The sequence below is a fragment of the Streptococcus sp. ELY_86 genome, from assembly GCF_058314495.1.
In genome coordinates this window covers 409,846-436,561 of the sequence record NZ_JBZFUK010000002.1, presented here as the reverse complement: position 1 = coordinate 436,561, position 26,716 = coordinate 409,846, and the positions used below count along the sequence as shown (strand labels likewise).

Annotated in this window: 24 protein-coding genes and 2 pseudogenes; 22 read left to right on the top strand and 4 right to left on the bottom strand. The window is 41.9% G+C overall.

Annotated elements, in window-relative coordinates:
* The first annotated feature begins 157 nt into the window (after positions 1-157).
* Positions 158-628 carry a Fur family transcriptional regulator gene (locus AC4HAN_RS05015; protein WP_491091499.1) on the top strand — a complete coding sequence of 157 codons (471 nt, stop codon included), beginning with the start codon at positions 158-160 and terminating at the stop codon, positions 626-628.
* A 94-nt stretch (positions 629-722) separates the two neighbouring features.
* Positions 723-869, top strand: a complete 147-nt coding sequence (locus AC4HAN_RS05010; protein WP_491091498.1) for a hypothetical protein — start codon at positions 723-725, stop codon at positions 867-869.
* Positions 870-912: 43 nt separating this feature from the next.
* Here AC4HAN_RS05010 and AC4HAN_RS05005 read toward each other — a convergent pair whose 3' ends face one another.
* Complete coding sequence (locus AC4HAN_RS05005; RefSeq protein ID WP_491091497.1) at positions 913-1,950, bottom strand: oxidoreductase; 1,038 nt, start codon at positions 1,948-1,950, stop codon at positions 913-915.
* Positions 1,951-2,408: 458 nt separating this feature from the next.
* Positions 2,409-3,344: a dihydroorotate oxidase gene (locus tag AC4HAN_RS05000; protein WP_491091496.1), complete on the bottom strand. Its 936-nt coding sequence runs from the start codon at positions 3,342-3,344 to the stop codon at positions 2,409-2,411.
* A 276-nt stretch (positions 3,345-3,620) separates the two neighbouring features.
* Here AC4HAN_RS05000 and AC4HAN_RS04995 point away from each other — a divergent pair, with 276 nt between their 5' ends.
* Together AC4HAN_RS04995 and AC4HAN_RS04990 are read left to right on the top strand one after the other, a co-directional pair.
* On the top strand, positions 3,621-3,887 hold the full coding sequence (locus AC4HAN_RS04995) for a bacteriocin (RefSeq protein ID WP_491091495.1): 267 nt from the start codon (positions 3,621-3,623) through the stop codon (positions 3,885-3,887).
* Between the two features lie 729 nt (positions 3,888-4,616).
* Positions 4,617-5,309, top strand: coding sequence for a phosphoglycerate mutase (locus tag AC4HAN_RS04990; protein WP_491091494.1), 693 nt, complete (start codon positions 4,617-4,619; stop codon positions 5,307-5,309).
* Positions 5,310-5,325: 16 nt separating this feature from the next.
* On the opposite strand, the gene AC4HAN_RS04985 is transcribed toward AC4HAN_RS04990, so the two are convergent.
* Positions 5,326-5,493, bottom strand: coding sequence for a hypothetical protein (locus AC4HAN_RS04985; RefSeq protein WP_491091493.1), 168 nt, complete (start codon positions 5,491-5,493; stop codon positions 5,326-5,328).
* 60 nt (positions 5,494-5,553) lie between these two features.
* Between AC4HAN_RS04985 and pbp2b the strand changes: the two genes are divergently transcribed.
* From pbp2b to AC4HAN_RS04900, 17 genes and pseudogenes are all read left to right on the top strand, one after another.
* Positions 5,554-7,632, top strand: coding sequence for a penicillin-binding protein PBP2B (pbp2b, locus tag AC4HAN_RS04980; protein WP_491091492.1), 2,079 nt, complete (start codon positions 5,554-5,556; stop codon positions 7,630-7,632).
* Positions 7,633-7,642: 10 nt separating this feature from the next.
* Positions 7,643-8,242 carry a recombination mediator RecR gene (gene recR, locus AC4HAN_RS04975; RefSeq protein ID WP_491091491.1) on the top strand — a complete coding sequence of 200 codons (600 nt, stop codon included), beginning with the start codon at positions 7,643-7,645 and terminating at the stop codon, positions 8,240-8,242.
* 231 nt (positions 8,243-8,473) lie between these two features.
* A complete protein-coding gene (locus AC4HAN_RS04970) occupies positions 8,474-9,520 on the top strand; it encodes a D-alanine--D-alanine ligase (protein WP_491091490.1) in 1,047 nt (348 codons plus the stop codon).
* 157 nt (positions 9,521-9,677) lie between these two features.
* Complete coding sequence (locus AC4HAN_RS04965; RefSeq protein WP_491091489.1) at positions 9,678-10,631, top strand: bile acid:sodium symporter family protein; 954 nt, start codon at positions 9,678-9,680, stop codon at positions 10,629-10,631.
* A 359-nt stretch (positions 10,632-10,990) separates the two neighbouring features.
* Positions 10,991-12,367, top strand: a complete 1,377-nt coding sequence (locus tag AC4HAN_RS04960; RefSeq protein WP_491091488.1) for a UDP-N-acetylmuramoyl-tripeptide--D-alanyl-D-alanine ligase — start codon at positions 10,991-10,993, stop codon at positions 12,365-12,367.
* 63 nt (positions 12,368-12,430) lie between these two features.
* Positions 12,431-13,627, top strand: coding sequence for a hypothetical protein (locus AC4HAN_RS04955; RefSeq protein WP_491091487.1), 1,197 nt, complete (start codon positions 12,431-12,433; stop codon positions 13,625-13,627).
* Between the two features lie 44 nt (positions 13,628-13,671).
* Positions 13,672-14,349, top strand: coding sequence for a YwaF family protein (locus AC4HAN_RS04950; RefSeq protein WP_491091486.1), 678 nt, complete (start codon positions 13,672-13,674; stop codon positions 14,347-14,349).
* A gap of 197 nt (positions 14,350-14,546) precedes the next feature.
* Positions 14,547-16,091, top strand: a complete 1,545-nt coding sequence (locus AC4HAN_RS04945; protein ID WP_491091485.1) for a peptide chain release factor 3 — start codon at positions 14,547-14,549, stop codon at positions 16,089-16,091.
* 311 nt (positions 16,092-16,402) lie between these two features.
* Positions 16,403-16,876 (top strand): Rrf2 family transcriptional regulator, encoded by a 474-nt coding sequence (locus AC4HAN_RS04940; RefSeq protein WP_491091484.1) that lies wholly within the window; start codon positions 16,403-16,405, stop codon positions 16,874-16,876.
* A gap of 45 nt (positions 16,877-16,921) precedes the next feature.
* Positions 16,922-18,058, top strand: coding sequence for a low temperature requirement protein A (locus AC4HAN_RS04935; protein WP_491091483.1), 1,137 nt, complete (start codon positions 16,922-16,924; stop codon positions 18,056-18,058).
* Between the two features lie 148 nt (positions 18,059-18,206).
* Positions 18,207-18,356 (top strand): annotated as a pseudogene (locus AC4HAN_RS04930) (DUF2992 family protein); the annotation flags it as partial.
* A 317-nt stretch (positions 18,357-18,673) separates the two neighbouring features.
* Entirely contained in the window at positions 18,674-20,476 is a 1,803-nt protein-coding gene (locus AC4HAN_RS04925) for an SH3 domain-containing protein (RefSeq protein WP_491091482.1), read from the top strand.
* 192 nt (positions 20,477-20,668) lie between these two features.
* Positions 20,669-22,228, top strand: a complete 1,560-nt coding sequence (gene cshA / locus AC4HAN_RS04920; protein WP_491091481.1) for a degradosome RNA helicase CshA — start codon at positions 20,669-20,671, stop codon at positions 22,226-22,228.
* 288 nt (positions 22,229-22,516) lie between these two features.
* Positions 22,517-22,765, top strand: a complete 249-nt coding sequence (locus AC4HAN_RS04915; RefSeq protein WP_491091480.1) for a hypothetical protein — start codon at positions 22,517-22,519, stop codon at positions 22,763-22,765.
* A 20-nt stretch (positions 22,766-22,785) separates the two neighbouring features.
* Positions 22,786-23,019: a hypothetical protein gene (locus AC4HAN_RS04910; RefSeq protein ID WP_491091479.1), complete on the top strand. Its 234-nt coding sequence runs from the start codon at positions 22,786-22,788 to the stop codon at positions 23,017-23,019.
* A gap of 843 nt (positions 23,020-23,862) precedes the next feature.
* A pseudogene (locus AC4HAN_RS04905) lies at positions 23,863-23,943 on the top strand (bacteriocin-type signal sequence); the annotation flags it as partial.
* A 45-nt stretch (positions 23,944-23,988) separates the two neighbouring features.
* The gene (locus tag AC4HAN_RS04900) at positions 23,989-24,348 is read left to right on the top strand and encodes a hypothetical protein (protein WP_491091478.1); all 360 of its coding nucleotides are present in this window, start codon (positions 23,989-23,991) and stop codon (positions 24,346-24,348) included.
* A 248-nt stretch (positions 24,349-24,596) separates the two neighbouring features.
* On the opposite strand, the gene AC4HAN_RS04895 is transcribed toward AC4HAN_RS04900, so the two are convergent.
* A complete protein-coding gene (locus tag AC4HAN_RS04895) occupies positions 24,597-25,595 on the bottom strand; it encodes a GIY-YIG nuclease family protein (protein ID WP_491091477.1) in 999 nt (332 codons plus the stop codon).
* Positions 25,596-25,919: 324 nt separating this feature from the next.
* Here AC4HAN_RS04895 and AC4HAN_RS04890 point away from each other — a divergent pair, with 324 nt between their 5' ends.
* Positions 25,920-26,672, top strand: a complete 753-nt coding sequence (locus tag AC4HAN_RS04890; protein WP_491091476.1) for a lysophospholipid acyltransferase family protein — start codon at positions 25,920-25,922, stop codon at positions 26,670-26,672.
* The last annotated feature ends 44 nt before the right edge of the window (positions 26,673-26,716 follow it).

Below are 26,716 nucleotides of genomic sequence, written 5' to 3'. Positions count from 1 at the left end.
GCCGCTTTGATCTGACATCAAAACAACAGCCGTCAGATACTGTTAAAATGAGCTGGCACTGTGCCATTATCCTGCTGTTTGAGCTTTCTATTTTCGCCTTTAAGCGAAAATAGTGTATAATAGAAAAAGATAAAGCAGAAAGGAGCTGGGATTAAGAATGGCACTGCATGTCTATGACAATGATCCAAAACAGGCGGCATATAATCGTGTGCTGACACATCTTAAAAGAAAGCATATCCGTATTACAGAGACCCGGAAGGCCGTTATTGTTTATATGATTAATGCTCACCATCATCCGAGCGCAGAACAGATTTACCGCGACCTTCTTCCTCAGTATCCCAGCATGAGTTTAGCGACCGTCTATAACAATCTCAAAGTCTTGATAGATGAAGGGTTTGTTGCAGAGCTCAAACTCAGCAATGACAATACGGCTTATTTTGACTTTATGGGGGATGATCATCTGCATGTTGTCTGTGAGTCTTGCGGCAAGATTACAGATTTTGCAGATGCCGACCTTTCTTTAATTGAGAGGGAAGCGCACCAGCAGACGGGTTACGACATCACACGGACACAGCTTCTGATGTACGGTCTTTGCCCGGACTGCCAAAAAAGAGAAAAAATGAAATAAAAGCTTAAAAAATCAGGTGGTATGATTCCATTTTCTGAAGAGACGGAGCTAGCCATTTTTTGATATATTCTAATAAAAGAAAAAAGGAGCTGTTATGGAAAAAATTTTTCTCATTTTTTTGATGGTCTTTTCCCTTGCCAAAATAATTAGTGCTGTCGTTATCAGCAAAACAATGACGGCTTCTGGAACAAGGACACAAAAGGATTCGGCAGTCTCAGCCGATAAACAAGAAGACATTTAAAAAGCACCCACGGTTTAACTTTTACTGTTGGTGCTTTTTGCATTTATTTTATCTGTCCGCGTTGATAAGAATTGTTGTAAGGCTTAAACTGGTGATCGTGCAAAACACTGGCGGCGTCACTCAGCCAGTTAACGTTTCGAATCAGGCCGCGGCCGATTTCAATCAAATCTGCCTGCTTAGTTTGCAAGAGGTATTCATCTAATTCCGGAGAATTCAGCAGCCCAACAGCAGTAGCAGGAATGGAGACAGCTTCCTTCATTAGGCTGGTGTAGGGTGCTTGATAGCCGCCATAAATGGGAATGTTTGGGCGAACGTCGAGCAGCCCGCCTGTTGAAACATCAATACAGCTGATCCCATCACGCTCAAGCCACTGTCCGATGGTCTGCCAGTCTTCAATAGTATTTTGCTGCTGTGTATCATCATAAGCAGTCAAGGATAAACGCATCCAGACAGGCCCCTTAAAAGCATCTTTTATATGAGGCAGCATCTCTTGAACAAAGCGATAACGATTTTCCAAGCTGCCGCCGTAACGATCCTTGCGGTGGTTGGTCAGAGGTTCCAAAAATTGATTGATGAGATAGCCATGAGCCCCGTGCAGCTCAACCATATCAAAGCCGGCTTTATGGGCGCGCCCGGCTGCGGCAGCAAAAGATTTTTGAACCCGTTCAATATCTGTGAGTGTCATTTCGCGCGGGACTCCATAGTCCTGATTGTAGGCAGTAGGACTGGGAGCAATCTTATCCTTGGCATCAGCCGCTTTTCGGCCGCCATGCCCTAACTGTACTCCGACTTTGGCTCCGAAAGCATGCAGCTCATCTACCAAACTTTTGAGTCCCGGAATATGTTCATCACTCCAAATACCTAAGTCATTATTAGTTAAACGGCCGTCGGGCTCTACAGCTGTTGCTTCTAAAATAATCAAGCCGACCTGCCCGATTGCACGGGCACCGTAATGCGCATGGTGAAACGGTGTGACTTTTCCGTCTTCTTTGTCAACAACATACATACACATGGGCGGCATAACGACTCGGTTTTTCAGTGAAAGACCTGCAACGTGAGCAGGTGATAATAATTTTGACATGTAACCCCTCCTTTAGATTCTTGCTTCCATTATAGCAGAAGTGCTGCCGAAAGAGGCAAATAAAAAGAGAGTGGGACAAAAATCGGTAAATCGTCATGAAATGGCGATTTCGATTTTCCTCGCTCTCCTATTTTAAGGCTCAGGTAGAAATCATCCACTGGATAATTTCTATCCCACCTCCGCACAGTTTATTAGCTCAAAAGGTCTCCCAGACCTTTTGAGAGTGATAATAAAGCTAACTAAGTTAGCTTCAAATATCCGCTATCACTTGCGTAGCAAGGGATAAGGACTTCCAATTAGCAGTGGTTCATTGGTGCTAAAGCATCTAATGAACTGTGCAGGGGTAAGACTAAGTCGGCTAAGCCAACAAGTCTTACTCACAACCACTGCGTTAAATATGTGATACTTTATAAATTGAAAGAGTTTGGGACTTTTGGTCCAAACTCTTCTTGAAAAAATTAGTCGATATAGGTCAGCTTGCCGCGGAAATCTTCTAAGCTGTCATAACCTTTGGCAGCCATGATGTCTTTTAGTTCTTTGGTAATGCGTTCGAAAACTTCCGGGCCTTCCTGATGAAGGGCAGTTCCGATCTGTACCATGCTGGCACCGCAGAGAATATGTTCAAAAGCATCGCGGCCGGTTTTGACGCCGCCTGTTCCGATGATTTGAATAGACGGATTCAGCCGTTTGTAAAAGGCATGGACATTTGCCAAGGCTGTTGGTTTGACATAGTCACCGCCAAGACCGCCAAAGCCGTTCTTAGGCTTGATAACAACTGCTTCATCTTCAATGACTAAGCCATTGCCGATAGAATTGATACAGTTAACAAAGGTTAAAGGATATTTATTGAAAATAGCGGCTGCCTGATCAAAATGCACAATATCAAAATAGGGCGGCAGTTTAATCCCCAAAGGTTTTGTAAAATAGGAGAAAACGTCTGAGAGGATTTGGTCAGTCGTTTCAAAATCATAAGCAATCTGCGGTTTGCCGGGAACATTTGGGCAGGAAAGATTGAGCTCGATCAAGCCTTGATAGTCAGAAGCTTGGACCGCTTTTAAGATGGTATGGGTCTCTTCAGGAGACATACCAACGAGGGAAAGAAAATGATTTTTACTGTCAGGCTCGTGCTGCAGTTCAATAACATAGTCTAAATAATACCGGAAGCCTTTGTTAGGCAGACCCATGGAATTAATAGAACCCAGAGCTGTATCTGCATAGCGGGGTTCAGGGTTGCCGGCACGCTCTTCAAGAGTGCCGGTCTTAGTCACAAATGACCCTGCTGCAGACTGTTCAATAGCGTCTAATTCCTCGCGTGTCATGCAGTAGACACCTGCGGCATTCATAAGACAGTTGTCAAAGGTAAAGGAACCAATTGTTGTATGAGTTGAAACCATAGAGCCTCCAAAAAGATGATTTTTTCTATTGTAACACTAGATATGAGCAGCTGCAAGCTTATTTGAGAATCTTCTTATGATTTTATGGCTTCCTTATGGGTGTCGGTTTCTTTTTATTACCATATTTTTTCGGAAAATTTACGTTTTTTCATAGACTATACAGTTATGTTAAATTCGGTCAAATAGTATTGATTTAGAAACATCAAATGTTAAAATAATTTTCAAATACTAAATTAACGCTTCAAGAGCTTGCTGCAAGCTGATAGAAGCTTAGATATGGTAACTTTGGATTCAATGGCCTTTGACAACTTTGAGGTAGCAGATATGACTGTCCTTTCGAATGCTGAAGGGGGAGGCTTGTTACTCGGCCTTGCGGGAGCTACTTTTGGATTCATTGGCGGAGCGGCTGTAGGTGCAGGGCTTGGTACGGTAACTGTGCCTATCTTCGGAACAGTATCTGGAGCAGGAGCTGTAGGTGCGAGTACTGGCTTTGCCTGTATGATGGCCGGATTAAGTTATGATAAATGTGGGCCATTGATTTAATAGGATTGCTTATGTTTTTAGAGAAATATCGACGCTATATATTTTTAAGTTATATATTCCTAGCTTTATTGTGTGTATTGATTCCCAACAATGACGCCAAGTTAATTATATTTACTTTGCTCATATTGCAATCTCTTTTTGTTATTGTCATATACTTAAAAAGTAATAGGTGAATGAAATTTTTAATAAGATAGGCTTATAAATATGGAATATTATATTATTGGAGCCATTGGAGGCCTTGTTTTCATAATGCTTCTAAGTCTAATGAATTGTAAAAAATAATAAATTGGATTGCTGCTGCACTGCTTAAAGTAGGTGTATACTAGCACTGGTTTCTTACCGCAGTAAAAACATTATTATTTCATTTATATGTGTCATTGTATTGCTTGCTTGGTTTGCTTATTCTCTTTTGCATTAGTAAAAGCAGTCAGTACTCGTTATCTGTAAGCAATACCTGCTCAGACTTTTCTGTGCTTTTAATGCTAAATGTTTTTCTTTTGGTGTCTGCATCTCAGAGGCTTTCTAATTGTTGTTGTGGTGATTACAATTGTAGCTCTCTGAGATGTTTTTGTCTGATCTCATGCGGCTAACTTCATTTTAGAACTTTCATTTGCTTTTGAAACAGGAGATTTCAATCTTTTTCGAAAATGCAGTAGATTTTTTCACGATATTTTTGTAAAATAAAACAGTAAACTATTTGACATTGGTCAAAAATAAAGGAGAACATTAATGGTAAAATTAGTATTTGCTCGTCACGGTGAATCAGAATGGAACAAGGCTAACCTTTTCACTGGCTGGGCTGATGTTGACCTTTCAGATAAAGGAACTCAGCAGGCGATTGATGCCGGTAAATTGATCAAAGAAGCAGGCATTGAATTTGACCTCGCTTTCACGTCAGTTTTGACACGTGCCATCAAAACAACTAACTTAGCTCTTGAATATTCTGATCAGCTTTGGGTGCCTGTTGAAAAATCATGGCGCTTGAATGAACGCCACTACGGTGGTTTGACTGGTAAAAATAAGGCTGAAGCTGCTGAACAATTCGGTGATGAACAAGTTCACATTTGGCGTCGTTCTTATGATGTTTTGCCTCCGGCTATGGCTAAAGACGATCAATACTCTGCACACACTGACCGCCGTTATGCAAACCTTGATGATACGATTGTTCCGGACGCTGAAAACCTGAAAGTAACGCTTGAACGTGCTCTGCCATTCTGGGAAGATAAAATTGCTCCGGCACTTAAAGACGGCAAAAATGTTTTTGTCGGTGCACACGGTAATTCGATTCGTGCCCTTGTTAAGCACATCAAACAATTATCAGATGATGATATTATGAGTGTTGAAATCCCTAATTTCCCACCATTGGTATTTGAATTTGATGAAAATCTGAACGTGACTGCTGAGTACTACTTGGGAGAATAAGTTCGGCATTGTTTGTCTAATGAGAAACAAGTGAGATTGGCTGAAGTCCAATCTCATTTTCTATAGGGAATACCCCTTTTACCCGCAGCGCAAAAAGTAAGACAGGTATGACAAAATCAGCTTTGCTCAGTTCCTGTCTTGCTTTTTCTTTGCAGGAATTTTGCCCTGTTTGAAGAAAAGTCATAAGTTTTTAGCTAAATTATGATAAAATAAAAGACGTAGTTTCATCAAAATAGGAGGAAAAATGGTACGTAAACTCAAGAAACCTAAAAAGAATCAGTCCAGAACTTTTGTTCTTATCTCAAACAGAATCAATCTCCTATTTTTCTTTATTGTAGCTCTGTTTACAATCTTGCTGTTACGATTGGCACAGATGCAGATCTACGATGCTAAATTTTACAAGGCCAAGTTAACGGAATCAACGAATTATACGATTAAAACGTCAAGCCCGAGAGGCCAGATTTATGATGCTAAGGGTGTTCCTCTGGTTGAAAATGAGGTCAAGGAAGTTGTTGCCTTCACCAGAAGCAATACGATGACTGCTGAAGACATCAAAAAGAATTCTCAAAAATTGGGAGGCATGGTTACGCTGACGGAAAGCAAGGTCACTAAGCGTCAGAAAAAAGATTATTATTTGGCGGATCCTAAGATCTATCAAAAAGTGGTTAAGAAGCTGCCGGATAAGAAAAAGTATGATAATTTCGGCAATAATCTGAAAGAATCAGATATTTATGCCAATGCTGTCAAAGCTGTTCCGGACAGTGCGATTAATTATTCTGAGGATGAAGAAAAAATCATTTATATTTTCAGCCAGATGAATGCAACATCAGTCTTTAACACGGCCTCTTTGACAACGGGAGATCTGACGGCCGAACAAATCGCTGTGCTGGCAACCAGCAAGTCAGATTTGGAAGGGATATCTGTTAAGACGGACTGGGAGCGCAAGGCCGATAAAAATTCAATTACCTCCATTATTGGTAAGGTTTCCAGCCAGAAAACCGGTCTGCCTGCTGAGGAAGCAAGTGACTATGTCAAAAAAGGCTATTCGCTGAATGACCGTGTCGGAACTTCTTATTTGGAAAAACAATATGAGGATTATCTGCAGGGCAGCCGAACTATTCAGTCCATTAAAGTGAATAAAGAAGGCAAGATTGTCAGCAATAAAACCACTGCCAAGGGAACCAAGGGCAAAAATTTGAAACTAACCATTGATCTGGAATTTCAAAAGGGTGTTGAACAGATTCTCAGCCGATATTTTAAATCAGAATTAGCGGCCGGAAACACCAAGTATTCTGAAGGTGTCTATGCGGTTGTTTTAAATCCTAATACGGGTGCTGTTTTGTCTATGGCTGGTTTAGAACATGATCTGAAATCAGGAGAAGTTTCATCCAATGCACTGGGGACCATTACAGAAGTTTTCACACCCGGTTCTGTAGTTAAGGGAGCGACCTTAACTGCCGGCTGGGAAAATAGTGTCTTATCAGGCAATCAGGTTATCAATGACCAGGCCATCCAGTTTGCAGGGTCTAATCCCATCAAATCGTGGTTTACCAATGGCTCAATTCCGCTGACTGCCAGCCAGTCTTTGGAATATTCGTCCAATACCTATATGGTTCAGCTGGCTTTAAAACTGATGGGGCAGGATTACCACAGCGGGATGACCTTGTCTTCAGACGGTTATGAAAGTGCTATGGAAAAACTGCGGACAGCTTATGCCCAGTACGGTCTTGGTGTGGCAACTGAAATTGACCTTCCGGGAGAATCAAAAGGCTACACGCCGGATAAGTTTGATGCTGCCAATGTCTTGACAGAATCATTCGGCCAGTTTGACAACTATACGGCCATGCAGCTGGCTCAGTATGCTGCGACTGTCGCTAACGGCGGCAAACGCATTGCGCCTCATTTAGTTGAGGGTATATACGGCAATAACAAGACCGGCGGTTTGGGCAGTCTGGTTCAGTCTGTCGATACCAAGGTCTTAAATGAAGTGCCGATTTCCAGTGATAATATGGCCATCATTAAAGACGGTTTCTATAATGTTGTTAATGGCGGCAGTTATGCAACGGGTAAAACGCTTGCCAATGGAGCCAGTGTTCCGATTTCTGCTAAAACAGGGACAGCTGAAGCCTATGTTACCGGTGAAGACGGCAAATCTGTTTACACATCCAATCTGAACGTTGTCGCCTATGCGCCAAGCAGCAACCCGCAGGTGGCGGTAGCCGTAGTTCTGCCGCATGAAACAGACCTGCACGGGACAACCAGCCATGCTATTACACGGGATATTATCAATCTTTATCAGAAAATGAATCCGATGAAACAGTGAGGAAGAAAGAATGCTCTACCCAACTCCCATAGCTAAATTGATTGAAAGCTTTACCAAGCTGCCCGGAATTGGGATCAAAACGGCGACACGTTTAGCTTTTTATACTATTGGTATGAGTGATGAGGATGTCAATGACTTTGCAAAAAATCTTCTGGCTGCTAAGCGGGAGCTGACCTATTGTTCAGTCTGCGGCAATCTGACCGATGATGATCCTTGCAGTATCTGTACAGACGATAGCAGAGATCACTCAACCATTCTTGTGGTAGAAGACAGCAAGGATGTGTCAGCCATGGAAAAAATTCAGGAATACCACGGACTTTATCACGTTTTACAGGGGCTTATTTCTCCGATGAATGGTGTCGGTCCGGATGACATTAATCTGAAAAGCCTTCTTATGCGTCTGCGGGATGACAGCAGTATTACTGAAGTTATCATTGCCACCAATGCGACAGCAGATGGAGAAGCAACTGCTATGTATATTTCCAGAGTACTAAAGCCGGCAGGAATCAAGGTGACCCGTCTGGCTCGGGGCTTAGCAGTAGGATCGGATATTGAATACGCTGACGAAGTGACCCTCCTGCGCGCCATCGAAAACAGGACAGAGTTATAAAATAAGGGTGCTGCCTGCCGCAGATAATCTGACAGCAGGAGCAGAACTTATGCCTATTTTCCATAAAATGGACCAATTGGAATCAGCCAATTGGTTTTTTGCTGGATTGGGATGAACGGATGCCGAGTTTTGAAATATCAGTCTGCGGCGGGCTTTCCAATATTTTTTGAAAATGCTTCCTAATTATGATATGATTAAAAAGAAATTACTGAAAAATAGAAAAGGATACTTATGTCTAAAGAAACGCTTGTTTTATTGTATGGCGGCCGTTCTGCTGAGCGTGACGTTTCAGTGCTCTCGGCTGAAAGTGTTATGCGGGCAGTGAATTACGATAAATTCTTGGTCAAAACCTATTTTATCACTCAAGAAGGTGATTTTATAAAGACTCAGGAGTTTAGCGGTCAGCCTGCAGACTCAGAAAAATTGATGACTAATGAAACAGTTGTTCCTTCTCAGAAAATTAAGCCTAGCGATATTTACGAAGATGGCGCTGTCGTTTTTCCTGTCCTTCACGGACCGATGGGTGAAGATGGTTCTGTTCAGGGCTTTTTAGAAGTTTTAAAGATGCCTTATGTAGGAACAAATGTGCTGACTTCAAGTGTCGCTATGGACAAGATTACAACCAAGCAAGTCTTAGAAAGCGCTGCTATTCCTCAAGTTGCTTATGTAAGCTTCGTTGAAGGGGAAGATTTAGAAGCTAAGCTGGCTGAAATTGAGGCGAAACTGTCTTATCCTGTATTTGTAAAGCCTGCCAATATGGGATCAAGTGTGGGTATTTCTAAGGCGGATCATCAGGCCGAGCTGAAAGCAGCTATTGAGCTTGCTTTGAAGTATGACAGCCGCATCTTAATTGAACAAGGTGTCAATGCGCGTGAAATTGAAGTCGGTATTTTGGGGAACAAGGATATCCAAACAACCCTACCGGGAGAAGTTGTCAAAGATGTCGCCTTTTATGATTATGAAGCTAAGTATATTGATAACAAAATCACCATGGCTATTCCGGCAGCGGTCGATGATACTGCCGCTGAAAAAATGCGAGCATACGCTGCGGCAGCTTTCAGGACTTTAGGCGGCTGTGGTTTATCACGCTGTGATTTCTTTTTGACCGCAGAAGGCGATGTTTTTCTCAATGAGCTCAATACTATGCCCGGTTTTACTCAGTGGTCCATGTACCCTCTGCTTTGGGAGAATATGGGCCTCAGCTACCCGGAATTAATTGAAAAATTAGTTCAGCTGGCAAAAGAAATGTTTGCCAAGCGGGAAAGTCATTTAATCTAAGGATAAAAGAGAGTGCTCTGCTCTCTTTTTTTATTGCCTTGCAGCTGGACAAGCAAAACAATTTTTCGGAAAATATTCAGAAAAAATAAAAGAATTTTTTGAAAATTTCAAAAAAGAGGACTATAATGGAGGTGATTATTATATAGGAGGATTTTTTATGAAAAAGTTTCAGCAATTTAGCACTTGGATCAGTAAGTGGTTTACCTTGGTTGTTGTCCTATGGGCAGTGTTTAATTATTTTTTGCCGCAGACCAGCACCTGGGTTATTCCTAATACGTCTTACCTTTTAGGAATCATTCTCTTTGGCATGGGGCTGACCCTGACAACTGAGGATTTCCTGAGAATTTCTAAACGTCCGGTACCTGTAGTATTGGGGACAGTGGCTCATTACGTCATTATGCCCGGTCTGGCCTGGCTGCTTTGCTTGATTTTTCACTTAAAAGGAGCTGCCGCTGCCGGTGTTATTTTGGTTGGTTCCTGTCCCAGCGGAACGTCATCAAGTGTCATGGCCTTTCTTGCGGGCGGTGATGTTGCTTTAGATGTTTCTATTGAAGTCCTGTCTACCCTGCTTGCACCTGTCATGCTGCCGCTGCTTTTGTCAGTACTGGCAGGACAGTATATTGCAGTGCCGGCAGCCAGTCTTTTTCTGTCAACTTTGCGGATTGTTGTCGTGCCAATCATTCTGGGTGTCATTGTTCATACACTCTTTGGCAGAAAGATCAACGCTGTGATTCAGCTAATGCCTTTGATATCGCAAATGGCTATTCTTTTAATCATCGGTGCAGTGGTTTCAGCAAACCATGCCAATATTTTTACTGCCGCAACAGCGCTGGTTATTCCGGTTGTTATGCTGCATAATTTATGCGGTTACGGCCTGGGCTTTTTGTTTTCAAAATTACTGCATTTGGAAGAACCGCAGCAAAAGGCGATTACCTTTGAAGTTGGTATGCAGGATTCCAGCTTGGGTGCAACCTTGGCAATGAAATATTTTCTTCCTCAGGCAGCTATCCCGTCAACGATTTTTTCCATCTGGCACAATATTTCAGGGTCTATTCTGTCATCATGGTGGCGCAGGCATTCTGGAATAAATTCGGCAGAAGAAGCAAATTAAGGACAAAACCCCGCTTAGTTTTATGTTATAATGAAATGAAGAAAACTTTATCCCGAACTCACCGTTGGAATTCACTATTTTGATTTTAGCGGTTCAAGAAGTCTGCCAAAAGGTCAGTGACATCGCTGGTGATTGCTGCACATTTTGCAGATAGGTTTAAGTGGATAGCCCGTAAGAGGTGGGAGCGAAAGCTCCAGCCTTTTAACTCTGTTGAGCAGCAGCGGCTAAGCCGAAAGCTGATTGGGGCTGGTCATAAGCTAACGGACCTTCACTGCAATCAGCCTTTGGGATATAGGGCAGCAAAGCCGATTTTTCATAAATCACAGCCAAGGCCTGCTCCCTTATTTAGGAGAATAACTATGAAACTAACATTGCATGAAATTGCCTCGGTTGTCGGCAGTCAAAATGACATCAGCTCTTTTGAAGATATTCCTGTCCGACAGATTGAATTTGACAGCCGTAAAATTGCAGAAGGCGATCTTTTCTTACCGCTTCAGGGTGCGCGTGACGGTCACGACTTCATTGAAACAGCTTTTGCAAATGGAGCGGCGGCAGCTTTTTCCGAAAAAAAATTAGACGGCAGCAAACCTTATATTTTGGTTGATGACTGTTTGAAAGCATTTCAGGTTCTGGCCCGGTATTATTTGGAAAAAATGCGTGTCGATGTTATTGCAGTAACCGGATCAAACGGCAAAACAACGACTAAAGATATGATTGCAGAGATTTTGGCGGCGACCTATAAAACCTATAAAACCCAAGGCAATTACAACAATGAAATCGGTCTTCCTTATACTGTTTTGCACATGCCGGATGATACCGAAAAAATCGTTCTTGAAATGGGGCAGGATCACCTCGGTGATATTGCGCTGCTGTCCGATTTGGCTCATCCGCATATCGCTGTGGTGACCTTAATTGGTGAGGCACACTTAGAATTTTTTGGCAGCCGGGAAAAAATTGCCCAAGGAAAAATGCAGATTACGCAAGGAATGGACGGACATGGTATCTTGATTGCACCGGCAGACAAGATTATCAACCGTTTCCTGCCGGATAATCAAAAGGTTATTCGCTTTGGCCCTGATGCAGATATTTATGTGACGGCATTGGAAGAGCACAAAGATTTTCTGACTTTTGCTACGAATTTTTTAGAAGAGAAGGTTACATTGCCTGTCACCGGCAAGTACAATGCGGCCAATGCCATGATTGCCGCTTATGTCGGTAAGCTGCTCAATGTTCCGGAAAAAAAGATTATTGCTTCTTTGTCTGAGCTTCAGCTGACCCGCAATCGTACAGAATGGAAAAAGGCAGCCAACGGAGCTGATATCCTTTCAGATGTTTACAATGCCAACCCTACGGCCATGCGTTTGATTTTGGAGACTTTTTCGGCTATTCCAGGCAATGAGGGCGGTAAAAAAATCGCTGTTTTGGCCGATATGAAAGAGTTAGGACCTGATTCTGTTCAAATGCATAAGGATCTGATTACCAGTCTGAATCCTGATGTTTTAGATACCGTCATTTTTTACGGGGAGGACATTGCTGGTTTAGCTCAGTTAGCCGGTCAGATATTTCCGCTGGGTAAGGTTTATTATTTCAAAAAGACAAAAGACCAAAATCAGTTTGAAGAGCTGCTTGAGCGGCTTAAAGAAATCCTTCAGCCTGAGGATCAAATCCTTCTTAAAGGGTCAAATTCGATGAATTTAGGCAAGGCTGTAGAGCTTTTAGAAGCAAAACCGGATTAGCTGCCTTTGGTTTTTGGGTCAGCCGGCCAATGCTTTTGACATGTAATATTTTGGAGAAGAAGAATGGATTTAATGAAGGAAGAGTGGCACTTTTTCCTGGAAAACAAAGGCAATAGGGTTTACCAGTGTTTTTACAGTATTGCTTTTATCGTTGCAGTTTATACTTATTTTATCAAGCGCTTTGTGCCGGAGGATTCTTATATAGGGTTCAGTATGTTTTCTCTGCTGCTGAGCCTTGTGACCTTTATCTGGCACCTTTATTTAACAAGGCTGTCAAAGGAAAAACTATTTGCGGCAGCTGCGGTAGCAATCTGCTTGGTTTTGCTCCCTTATCAGTTTTATCTGTTAGATTTTGTTCCGGATTTTTCCCTGCTGTCTTTCTTTTTGCTGTCGGTTTCGGTTGATCCTAAGCAGTCTAATTTGGTTGCGATTATTTTTTATGCCAAAATACTTTTAGCCATAGGGGTTTTGCTCTTTTATATCAGCGGCAAAATACCAGATGCTACTCTTTACAGGCCTGCAAAGCATCTGCTTCGCCATTCTTACGGTTTTATGCATCCCAATTCTTTGAGTATGTTTATCATGAGTCTGTTTTATGACTTTTCACTCATGCGTAAGAAAACAGTGCCTTTGTCTGAAGTGTTGTGGCTGATTATGCTGGGTCTTCTGGTCTATTCAATAACAGATTCAAGGACAGGCTTTCTTACTTTTGCAGTTATCCTGATAGTTTCCTTGTTTAAAAAGCGATTGATGATGTATAAGGTATCGGGAAAAGTTGTTTTTCGCTCTATTTTGCTCATCTTTGTGCTTGGCACTCTGCTGTCGTATTTTTATAAGCCTGAGTCATCTGTTTTTGATTCTTTAAATTCGATGTTCTCCGGCCGTTTGAGAAATGCTCATGCTTATATCAAGGCTTACGGTTTTAAGCTCCTGCCCAGACGGGTTCCGGATCTGCACTATGCCAACGGAGGCAGAATTTTTAACGAGAATTACTATGTTGACTCTCTCATGCGTCAGGGCATTTTAGTTTATCTGCTCTTTCCAATTATGATTGGCTTTCAGACGCTGAAAAAGAAATTCACTCTTTATCATTTTATCTTTATTTTATCCGCTTTTTTGACAGCTATGATCGAAGACTACGGTGTCAGCCTTAGTATCTGCACGATTTTACTCTTTAACTATTTTGCCCTTCCTGATGAAAGGTCCGAAAGGTCCGGCAGGTCAGAAAGGGTTGAAGAGCTCAGTCAATCAGAAATCTAAGAAATCAGCGCAAGCCTTTATAAAAGATACATAGAAAGGACAGGATGAAGGCATTTTTAACCTCTCAGCAGACTCAGCCGCCCGAGATTTCTCTTTTGTGGTATCTTGTGATGATGGCAGTGCTGTTTGCATTGATTTATATTTCTGTTAAGTATTATCAAAATCCTATTTACACTAAGGCTTTTATACTCCTTCAGGCTTTTCAGCTGATAGCTCTTTATGCCTGGTATGGGTTTGCGGCTGTTCCGCTTTCCAACAGTCTGCCGCTCTACCACTGCAGGCTGGCAATGTTTGCTCTGTTGCTGCTGCCTGATAGGACAAAGCTCAAACAGTATTTTGCTTTGATGGGGACAAGCGGAGCCATTTTTGCTTTGGGCTATCCCATCATGGATGCCTATGATTTTCCCCATATTACCGCTTTTTCTTTTATTGCCGGACATTATGCGCTATTGGTTAATGGTTTGGTTTATCTGCTCAGTCACTATGACAGCCGCTTGCTCAGCCGGCGCAGTATAACTGTTTATACGCTGGTGCTCAATCTCTTCTTGGTTCTGGTCAATAAAGTAACCGGTGGTAACTACGGGATTCTGCGCTATACCCCTTTCATCACTCAGAGTGCTCTATGGGTGCGCTACACAGCAGTGTCTCTGGTTTTAATTGCCATGCTGCTCCTGATTGATGAGATTTTCAAAAGGGTAAAGGAAAAGACAGCCGTTTTTTAAAGAATGTACAAAAGAGTTGATTAAAACAGCTCTTTTGTTTTTTACAGCCGCCGGATTTTGAAGATGATTGAAAAAAAGCTGAAAATTAAGTATACTAGTAGGGTTGGTATGCTTGGAAACAGCAGAGAGATTATCATTAAAAATGCATCTCTGATAAGCATCAAAGAATTGTGTACAATTAACTAAAAAGAGGACTTATGAATTTACAAGAAGAAATCAAAAAACGCCGAACGTTTGCCATCATCAGCCACCCGGATGCGGGGAAAACGACAATTACCGAGCAGCTGCTTTATTTTGGCGGTGAAATTCGTGAAGCAGGAACGGTTAAAGGGAAAAAAACAGGAACCTTTGCGAAATCAGACTGGATGGATATTGAAAAGCAGCGCGGTATTTCAGTAACATCATCTGTTATGCAGTTTGATTATGCCGGCAAGCGCGTCAACATCCTTGATACACCGGGGCATGAGGATTTCTCAGAAGATACCTACCGGACACTTATGGCCGTAGATGCAGCCGTTATGGTTGTGGATTCGGCTAAGGGGATCGAGGCGCAGACCAAAAAGCTGTTTGAAGTTGTTAAACATCGCGGCATTCCGGTCTTTACCTTTATGAACAAATTGGACCGTGACGGCCGAGAGCCGCTCGATCTCTTGGAAGAATTAGAAGATGTGCTTGGGATCGCCAGCTACCCTATGAATTGGCCGATTGGAATGGGAAAATCTTTTGAAGGCCTTTATGACCTGTATAATAAGCGTTTAGAACTCTATAAGGGTGATGAACGTTTTGCGGATTTTGACAAAGGAGCCAAGCTTTTTGCCAATAATCCTTTTTATGAGCAGGTCTTAGAAGATGTCGAACTGCTGCAGGAAGCCGGCAATGAATTTTCAAGAGAAGCCGTTTTAAAAGGAGAGCTGACCCCTGTCTTCTTTGGCTCTGCCCTGACTAATTTCGGCGTTCAGACATTCTTAGATACCTTTTTGGAATTTGCGCCTGAACCGCATGGGCACAAAACAACCGAAGGAAGTGTGATTGATCCGCTCAATAAGGATTTTTCCGGCTTTGTCTTTAAAATTCAGGCGAACATGGATCCAAGACACCGTGACCGGATCGCCTTTGTCCGTATTGTATCCGGAGAATTTGAACGCGGTATGTCAGTGAACCTTAGCAGAACCGGCAAAAGTGTCAAACTGTCAAATGTTACTCAATTCATGGCAGAAAGCAGGGAAAATGTTACCAATGCCGTTGCCGGTGATATTATCGGGGTTTATGATACAGGCACCTATCAGGTTGGCGATACTTTGACAGTCGGTAAGAACAAATTTGAGTTTGAACCGCTGCCAACCTTTACACCGGAATTATTTATGAAAGTAGCAGCTAAAAATGTCATGAAGCAAAAGTCCTTTCATAAAGGGATTGAACAGCTGGTGCAGGAAGGAGCTATCCAGCTTTATACAAATTACCAGACAGGTGAATATATGCTGGGAGCGGTCGGCCAGCTGCAGTTTGAAGTTTTTAAACACCGGATGGAGAACGAATACAATGCAGAAGTTGTCATGACATCAATGGGCAAAAAGACTGTTCGCTGGATTAAGGAAGAAGATCTGGATGAGCGGATGTCTTCCAGCCGCAATATCTTGGCGCGTGACCGTTTTGATCAGCCCGTCTTCCTCTTTGAAAATGACTTTGCCTTGCGCTGGTTTGCTGATAAATATCCGGATGTTGAATTGGAAGAAAAGATGTAAAGCAATCTTTAAGGATAAAACTTCTGATTATTCTTACATCAAAAGTTAAGAACTGATATGTTCAGTTCTTTTTTTGTCAAAATGAATTTGAGCTAAAAAATCTCATCCGCTGCCGGTCTTGACAGGATAAATCTGCTGATTTTGATTTTGCCTAGAGAACACACAACAGGTTTGTTCAGTTTATGTTATGTAACAATAATAAGGCCGGCCGGCAGCTTTACAGTTTGTAGATGTATTTTCATTATATACACCATTTTTCTTCTTTTCTGATATAATAATTCAAGAAAAAATTAATTTTAGAAAGGAGCAAAATGAAACAGTCCGTACAATTCAGCGATGCCATCCATATCATGGTTTATGTGTCCTGTACCAACAATCCTGATTTTTTAAAAAGTGAAATGATTGCAGCCAGCGTTCAAACCAATGCTTCCAATGTCCGTAAAATCATGGGCAACCTGAGAAGAGCAGGCTTGATTGTCAGCCAGCGCGGCAAGGCTCAGCCACGGTTGGCAAAAGACAGTTCAGAGATTACCCTGTTAGATATTTTTGACAGCCTGCCGGCCAATAATACCCTGCTGCAGGTAGACAGAAATACCAATGCCGACTGTGTCATCGCAAGTGGTGTTCAAGAAGTTTTGACTGCCAGATATCAAGAAATACAAGAAGCGGCTGAAAAGGCCATGGCTAATATTACCTTATCCGATATTATGGCTGATTTTTCGCAGATTGCTGTGCAAAGATATCCTCATTTTGCTGAGGAACTAAGCCGATTTTTGCCCGATTAAGCAGCAGGACTGAGATGATAAGGTACTAACTATTTTGGAGGATTTATGACTGCACTTATTAAGCACAAAAAAGTTGAACTGACAGAGCTCTTTTATGACTTGGTTTTTGTCTATGGAATCAGCAAGGAGACAGCTCTGATTCACCATGTTCATGGAGGAATTGTTCCTTTTGCGTCCTTTTGGGCTTTTGCCATCGGTATGGTGATTATGATTAATTCATGGATGGTTCAGACCGTCTTTACCAACCGTTTCGGTAAAAACTCACTGACCAATATTTTATTTATGTTTGCGCAGATGAGCATGCTCTTGATTTCTTTAACTTCGATAACAGGTGAGTTTAATCATCGAAGCTTTCTTTATTTTTACGGGCCTTTTGCGGTTATTTCTTTTTTGCTTTTGCTGCAGTACGTTACCCAGTATTTTAAGACTGACAATCCGGCAGACAAAGCCTTGATTATACGCTTTTTTTATATTTTGAGCAGCCGTTCGCTGGGACTGCTGATTGCCTTATTTCTTCCTTACAGGTTTGGTTTAATCGTTGCTGCAGTCAGTGTAATTGCAACATGGATTTTGCCGGGAATTCTGGCAAACAATAAAACGGAAGTCATCAACGAACGGGTTACGCCTGTCAGTTTTCCTCACCTTGCTGAGCGCCTGTCTCTTCTGGTTATCATCACTTTTGGTGAAATGATTATCGGTATTGCAGATTACTTTGCTCCCAATCACCTTGGTTTGTCATCTTTCTTAATCTTTGTCTCTGTTGCCAGTCTTTTTATGGTCTATATTGTGGAGATTGACCACATGCTGGATTTGGAAACGCAGGAATATGCTGTTAATAGTTTGATTTACTGGCACTATCCTATCTTTTTTGGATTGAGTTTTGTGACAGTGTCGCTTGGTTTTCTGGAGCGTCAGGAGGCTCAGAACAGTTTTGCTGTCTGCTTGCTTTATCTGGGTATTTTTCTGCTGCTGCTTGGCATTTACGGTATTCAAAAATTTAATAAGACCAGCCACAGCTTTACCAAGTCCTTAGTCATTGCTCTTCTGGGAGTGCTGGCGGCAGGTTTTTTGCTCAGCTGGCCGGCAATAGCAGACAGTCAGCTGCTGATTGTTATTTTATTTGCAGTCAGTTTGGCTTTAGCCGTGCTGCTGGTCAGATTCAATCTCTCCAGACAGCCTTAGCAGCAGACATTTTGTATGATAAATTCTTGGTTCAAGATATTCCGTCTTTTTTAAGTTATAGATTGTTAGCTTATTTTTATATGATAGTTAATTTCATAGAAAAGCGCCTCAATCGTTAGAGTTTGTGTCTAATTTTTGGAATATCACATCGACTAAAGCGCAAATGGCTATGCAGGAGATTCATGACAGCCTGAAAAAAGAGCGCAAATCGCAAAGCAAAGAGGAACGCGATGCTGCAAAAACTCTTAAATATCAGCAAAAGCAAGAAAAGCACCGTCAAAAGAAACAAGGACACTGATGTGTCTTAAATAAAGGACCGAGACAAATGTTTCGGTTTTTTATTTAGTGACATGTGGCTAAAAAGGTTCTTCTACTGATGAGCACGCTGAGAAAGAGCGCTGCAAAAGCGTACAGAGGTTTTAGTCTTGCTTGTTATTGGTGAGATTAGGTCAAACAATATTTCATTTATATTACGTTTATATTGCATTATATTTCTTTTATGTTACAATTAAGTTGTAAAAAATGATTTGAAAACTTGTTTTCTTAAAAAGCTGGACAGTTTTGCTTAGCAGCAGCAGCCTTCGCAGATATTCAAGTGAATAAAAGGAGAAAATCATGAAAAGAAATTATTTAGATCATCAGGCACAGCGTTTTTCAATCCGTAAATATTCGTTTGGAGCGGCTTCTGTTCTTATTGGCTGTCTCTTGTTTCTGGGTGCTCAAAATATTTCTGCAGATGAAGTGACAAGTCCGCTTTCAACAGCTGAAACGACGGTGACTCAGCCAGCTGTTTCTGAAACTGAAGCTAATCAAGACAGTCAGACAGCATCAGTTGCTGCTGTTCAGCCTGAAAATGAACCTGTCAGGACAGCTGAAGCAGAAACCAACATGCAAACAGCCGAGGTTCCTGCAGCTAACACGAGCACTGCTGTTAACCCCGCTCCTGAAAATCCTTCTGCTGTCTCCTCAAAACCAGTCAGCGAAGTCAAAGCTTCTGCTGTGACAAGCGAGGTTAAACCTGCTGCTCAGACAGTAGAAAAGCCTGCTCCTGTAAGCAGCAAGTCTTCGGTCAGCACTCCAGCTCGCACTAGCAGTAAGGTCAGTGTCAAAGCAGTTCAGCAGCCTGTGAAAAAAACGACAATCGCTTCAGCAGTTTCTCTTGCGCCCCAAGGCAACTATACCTTTAAAAAACAAACGCCCGTCAAAAATCAACCTAAAATGTCCAGTCCAACCCAGTTCTTCTTTAATGCGGGAGATAAGGTCTATTATGACAAAGTTCTGAATACTGACGGACATCAATGGTTAAGTTATATTTCCTACAGCGGCACTCGCCGCTACGCTCCAATCGGGGTAACGTCTTCTGTACCTGCAGTGCCAAAACCTGCAGATACGAAACCATCTCTTCCGGCTTCCGGAACTTATCATTTTACCAAGCAAGCAGATGTGAAAAATCAGCCTAAAATGTCCAGTCCGACCCAATTCTCCTTTTATAAGGGTGACCAAGTTTATTATGATAAAGTTCTGACTGCGGATAATCACCAATGGATCAGCTACATTTCTTACAGCGGTATCCGCCGCTATGTGGTTATTGCTTCACTGACCTCACCAGCCAAACCGCAGCCAAAACCAGCAGCTCCGCAAGCAGCCGGCAGCATTAACATTCAAAATAAGACCGCTCAGCAGTTTGATGTTCTGATTTCTAAGGTTTCAAGCAATCAAACCATTAAAGAAGTCAGAGTTCCTGTCTGGTCAGATCAAAGCGGTCAGGATGATATTGTTTGGTATAAGGCAGCCAAAGCAGCAGATGGCAATTATAAGGTTACTGTAAAAATCAGCGAACATAAAAATAACACTGGTAAATATCATGTTCACCTCTACTACCTGCTGGGCAGCGGTCAGCAGATTGGCGTCGGAACTGCTGCAACGACTATTGAAACAGCTAAGCCATCTCCATCAGCACCGGCTAAGTCAACTCTTCCGGCTTCCGGAACCTACACTTTCACAGCCAAGACAGATGTTAAAAATGAAGCCAGAATGTCCAGCCCAACCCAATTCTTCTTTAATAAGGGAGATAAGGTCTTTTATGACAAGGTCTTAGAAACTGACGGGCATCAATGGATCAGCTACGTATCCTACAGCGGTATTCGCCGTTATGCTCCAATAGCTGTACTTTCGTCAAAGAATGGCGGCCAATCCAGTCAGCCGGCACCAGCAAAACCAAATCTTCCTGCTCAAGGTACCTATACCTTTACCAAGGAAGTCAGTGTGAAAAATGCAGCTAAAATGTCTAGCCCGACCCAATTCACATTTAGAGCAGGTGAAAGCATTAATTACGATAAGGTTCTGACCGCAGACGGTCATCAATGGCTCAGCTATGTATCTTACAGCGGTATTCGCCGCTATGTTCTCTTTGCTTAATAACAGGCCTCCGGAAAGCAGCGCAGTAAAGACGGCGTCACTTTCCGGAGGTTTTTGTTTTGAAAACGTGTTATTGCTTCATTCTAAAATAAAAAACTATCAATTTATGCTATTTATGTTATAATAATTAGGTTGCACATACTAATAAGTTTAATGAGGCAGCTTCGCACTGCCTTTTAGAAAGAGAAACCATTGAAATTTACAGAATTAAACCTAACAGAAGACATTCTTTCGGCTGTTGAAAAAGCCGGCTTTACTGAGCCCTCACCTATCCAAGAATTGACTATTCCTCTGGCTTTGGAAGGAAAAGATGTTATTGGTCAGGCTCAGACAGGAACCGGGAAAACAGCGGCTTTTGGCCTGCCGACTTTAAATAAGATTGATATTGCCAGCAACTTGGTACAGGCGCTTGTAATTGCTCCGACACGTGAGCTGGCTGTTCAAAGTCAGGAAGAGCTGTTTCGTTTTGGCCGTGAAAAGGGTGTTAAGGTGCGTTCGGTTTACGGCGGCTCCAGTATTGAAAAGCAGATTAAAGCTCTGAAATCAGGTGCCCATATTGTTGTCGGTACGCCGGGACGCCTGCTTGATTTGATTAAGCGCAAGGCGCTTAAACTGGATCATGTTGAAACCTTAATCCTTGATGAAGCCGATGAAATGCTTAATATGGGCTTTTTAGAGGATATTGAGGCAATTATCTACCGTGTTCCGGAGACACGTCAGACTCTCTTATTTTCAGCAACCATGCCGGAGGCTATTAAGCGCATCGGCGTGCAGTTTATGAAAAATCCAGAGCATGTCAGAATTGCCGCTAAGGAACTGACAACCGATCTTGTTGACCAATATTATGTCCGTGTCAAGGAACAGGAAAAATTTGACACCATGACCCGCCTTATAGATGTAGAGCAGCCGGATCTTGCCATTGTTTTTGGCCGCACCAAGCGCCGGGTAGATGAGCTGACTCGCGGCTTAAAACTGCGCGGCTACCGTGCAGAAGGAATTCATGGGGATTTGGATCAGGGGAAACGCCTGCGTGTGCTCCGTGATTTTAAAAATGACAACCTTGATATCTTGGTTGCAACAGACGTGGCTGCACGCGGTCTCGATATTTCAGGTGTGACCCACGTTTACAATTATGATATTCCGCAGGATCCAGAAAGCTATGTTCACCGGATCGGCCGCACGGGCCGTGCCGGCAAGCATGGTCAGTCCATCACTTTTGTCTCTCCAAATGAAATGGGCTACCTGCAAATCATTGAAAATCTGACCAAAAAACGCATGAAGGGGATGAAACCGGCTACTGCCGAGGAAGCCTTTCGTGCTACTAAGAAAGTTGCTCTTAAGAAAATTGAACGTGACTTTGAAGATGATAAAATCCGTTCTAATTTTGAAAAATTCACAGATGATGCTCAAAAATTAGCTGCTGAATTTTCATCGGAAGAGCTGGCGCAGTATATCCTGACTCTGACCGTTCAAGATCCGGAAATGATGCCTAAGGTCGAAATTGCCAAAGAAAAGCCGCTACCCTTTAAATTTGGCGGCGGCAAGGGCGGCAGCGGACGCCGCCGTGATGACCGCCGCGGAGGCCGGCGCAGCCGCAACGATGGCCGCAATCGAGATAAGAATCGCCGTGAATTCAAGCGCGTATCCAACAAGAACCGCAAGGATTTTGAAAACAAGAGCAATAAACGTCCGCATCGTACTTCCAGCGAAAAACAAAGCGGCTTCACCATTCGCAATAAGGGTGACAGATAAGCAGTCAAACTCTCTTGAAACGTGTATTTCAGGAGAGTTTTTTGATAAATTTCAAATTAAGTTAATAGCTTAAGAAAATAGTCTGAAAATTTGCTCTTTTTTTATGGTTTATTATCGATTTCATTAAATAAGCCAAATTCCCTTGAATAAGAGAAAATTAAGCACTAGAATAGATGTGTAGTTTTCACAGGGAAACTTTTAGAAACATTTCATGCTTCCTTAGGAATCTTGTGAAAATAAAAAACTTGTAAGCTGATAAGCTTATGTGAAATTTTAGGAGGACATTTTATGAACACAGTAACATTAGATTCAGCGGCCTTTGATAACTTTGAGGCAGTAGGTCAAACTGAGCTTTCAGAAGTTGATGGTGGGGGATATGTCATAGCTGCACTTGCTGGGATTGCAGTTGGAGTTGCTGCGGTAGCAGCTGCACCAGAAACAGCTGGCTCTTCTATTGGAGTTGGAGTTAAAGCTGGTGTTCCCGTAGCTCTTGCAGGATTGGCAATTCATTGTCCCGGACTTCCAGCTTGGGTCTAATGTGGTAAGGAGTTGTTTTTATGAACTCATTAGCGTTTGAACGATTTGAAAATTTAAAATCAGACCAACTTTCTGAAATTGATGGAGAAGGATATATCTTGGCTGCACTTGCTGGGATTGGGGTTGGAGTTGGAGCGGCATTAGCCGCACCGGAAACAGGTGGTATTTCTATTGCAGTTGGGGTAAAGTACGGTGTTCCTGCAGCCCTCGCAGGTCTGGCAACTCACCTTCCAGGACTTCCAGCTTGGATCTAAAAGATAAGGAGTGATTTTATGTCTTTAAAAAAATTACAGCATCTATTATTAGACAGTTTACCTTTTATGCTGTTAATTCCTATAATCTTTCCTTTTAAATATATGAATCTTATTATTTTTATTGTGATGTTGATTCAGAGTTTCGCTGGTATCATGATTATGGCAAAAATAAAGCATTCTGAGAATTAGGAAGAACAATGTCATGGAAAGATTTTCTGGACTTCTATTGATGCTGGTTCTCTGTGCTTTAGCAGTTATTTCTTACCGCAGTAAACATATTATTGTTTCATTTATTTGCCTGTTTCTTTTTCTCGGCCTTTGTATCTACAGCATTTTACACTAAAAAACAGAAGCAGCAGGTATTATTAACGGTGCCGTTGCAAGCGGAAGTTGGTATTTAATAACGGGAGGCGATTGAGATTAATTATGAAGTATATTGTACTTATAATCATCGGTGCTATATCAGCAATTATAGGGCGAATTATTTTGAATAAAAGAAATAAAAAATAAAAACATGGTAACAAAGTGATGAAGTCTCCTCCTATCGGAGGTTTTGTTACTATTTCCTTGATGATTTTGTGGCAGTGGATATCGCTTATCTTTCTGAATCAGACGGAGGCGGTTTGATACTTGGTATTACCAGTGCTATCGCAGGTGGTGTAATTAGTGCTGTGCTTGCTGGCAGATTTGCCGGACTTGCAATCACAGCCCCTAGTTTACCAATTTAAATGAATAAGAGATTGGAGATGCTCAGAATGCAATCCATAATTTTGGGTTTAGTTGAACTGGTTTTTGGAGCTTTAGGAGTTGGTCTGCTATGCTATAGTTTGTCAGGCAGCTAGATGGAGACTCGGCGGTGCTTATTTACTTACATGTGCTGCTGCAGGTGGAATGATAGGTTACGGTGCAGCAACATTAGATTAAAATGATTTGATGATAGTATTTTCAATCATTTGAGGTATATAGATAATGACAAAAAAATGGTCGTTTATTTTTTGTTCATCTTTAAATGTTATAGTTAATTTATTAATGATTTGGCCGTTTAATAATGGAGAAGAAACATTTTCTAATTTATTTTTGATTATTATTACTTTACTGTTGCTTCCTGGCTTTTTACGAACAGTTGACAATCAACTGACTTCCTTGATTAGAATTGAATCCTCGCTGCTGATTATACTTACAGTCGTTTCAATTATGCGGTTGCTATATAGAATTGATGCTATATCTGGGACAGTTGCCAGTACAGCAGCACTTATAGCTTGTGGTTTAATAACAGTATTGCTGATTGCTGGTATTGTCAGGTGGATAAAGAAAGATAAAAATCATTGATGGCTATCTTCTTTTTCATGACTTCTGAAAAGAAAAGCGGCTTCACTATTCGCAATAAGGGTGACTGGTAAATAGGCAAACTTTCCTGAAACATGTGTTTCAGGAGGTTTTTTATGTGATAATTTGTGCGCTGGAAAAACTCGTTCACGTTTAGGCCTCTGATTTTGTGAGTGCATTTTTTTCAAAATTTTTCTGGAAAAGATGTACCCAATTAAGAAAGAAACAGGCGTAGTGCGCCTGTTCTAGTCTTATTTAGTATGTTTTGCGATATAATCCAGCTTTTCCTGACGTGTTTTGCGCTTGAATTTGGCTTCAGCACTCATAGCCGCATTTTTATGATTGAAGGTCTCATAATAGAGGAGTTTGACGGGAAGCCTGGATTTAGTGTACTTGGCGCCTTTGCCGGCATTGTGCGTGGCTAAGCGTTTGTCTAAATCGGTTGTATAGCCGGTGTAGAGACTGCCGTCAGCACATTCAAGCACATACATATAGGCCTTGTGTTCCCTGCCAAAGTAAATATGATGAATCTCATCGGTGTAGTCGCCATTATCCTTATGGACAATCAAAGGCGGTAAAAATTTCATGCCATCAGGAGAGCCGTCTTTAATGGCTTCAATCAAAAGCATATTGGCATCTTTATTAGCCTTGGGGTAGACAAACTGGATGCGTTTTGGCGCTAACTTGTATCTTTTCAAAGTATCAATGATTTCAAGAAAGCGATCAGGACGATGTACAATCGCCAGCCGTCCCTTGGTTTTAAGCGCCTGCTGGCTGATGCGGCAAATCTCATCAAGATTAGTTGTGATTTCATGGCGAGCTAAAAGGTAATGTTTGCTGGCATTCTTTTTAGATGTTTCGCTTGCTTTAAAATAAGGCGGATTGCAAAGGATAAGATCAACCTTGGAGCGGGGAACATGGTTCATGAGATTTTTTAAGTCGTCGTTAATCATGCTGACTTGGCTCTGCAGCTGGTTGAGCTCGATTGAACGCTGGCCCATATCAGCCAGACGTTTTTGAATTTCAATTTCAACAATTTTAGCCTTGGTTTTAGTTGAGGCAAATAGTCCGACGGCTCCATTGCCTGAGCAAAGATCGACAATCAGACCTTTGGCGGGAAATTTTGGAAAACGAGAGAGCAGGACGCTGTCAATAGAATAAGAAAAGACGTCTTTATTTTGAATAATTTTGACATCGGTAGAAAAGAGCTGATCAATCCGCTCTTTTTTCTTTAAAAGAGGAGTTTTCATAGGAATTATTATAGCAAAAAAATAATGCCCTGTCTGTCGCTTCAATCTGACACGGGTGTTGAAATTCTTGCCATACGCAATAATTTTTCAGAAGTCTGACAAATAGTTTAACGATAAATCAAATGGCAGCTCTGGAATAATTCTTCTGTCAAAAATGTTAAATTTTGATATAATGAAATCATTACTGTGTTATCAAAATTGAATACGGGCTAAAAGCGTCGAGAAAAAGACAGCCTGCCTGATGCGCCAGCGCATGGCGCTAGGGTTCTATTTTCTTCTCGCTTTCTTCACGCCCTTTGTATCTTAAATAAAGGAGAATTTTCAGTGCTTTACACGTATCTGCGCTCTCTGCTGGTCTTTTTAATTTGGGCAGCTAACGGCAACATTCACTATCATCATCGGAATAAGCTTTTGCCTCAAGATGAAAATTATGTTTTGGTGGCGCCTCACCGTACGCTGTGGGATCCTATTTTTCTGGCTTTTGCAGCTCGTCCCAAGCAATTTATTTTCATGGCCAAAAAGGAACTCTTTAGAAATCGTGCCTTTGGCTGGTGGATTCGCATGTGCGGAGCTTTTCCTATTGATCGGGAAAATCCGGGAACGGAAGCCATTCGCTATCCTGTGAAAATGCTTAGAAAGAGCGATCGTTCTCTTATTATGTTTCCAAGCGGCAGCCGCCACTCTTCTGATGTCAAGGGAGGTGTTGCTGTTATTGCAAAAACCAGCAAGGTCAAAATCATGCCGGCAGCCTATGCCGGTCCTACTTCAATCAAGGGTCTTCTTAAGCACGATAGGATTGATGTGACTTTTGGAAATCCTATTGATATTTCGGATATCAAGCGCATGAATGACGACGGAATTGAAAAGGTTTCGCATCGTATTGAAAAAGAATTTGCTCAGATGGATGCCGAAACTGCATCTTTCAAGGATGACAGCCGTCCAAGCTGGTGGAGCTTGATTTACCGCCTGCCTGCGATGCTGTTGGTAGTCGTTATACTGGGGTTGACTTATATCTTTTCTTGGTTTGCAAGTTTTGTCTGGAATCCTGAAAAACATCGGGAAAAAAATTTAAAATAATGTAAAAAACTTACCTTAAGGTAGGTTTTTTCTTTATTCTGCGA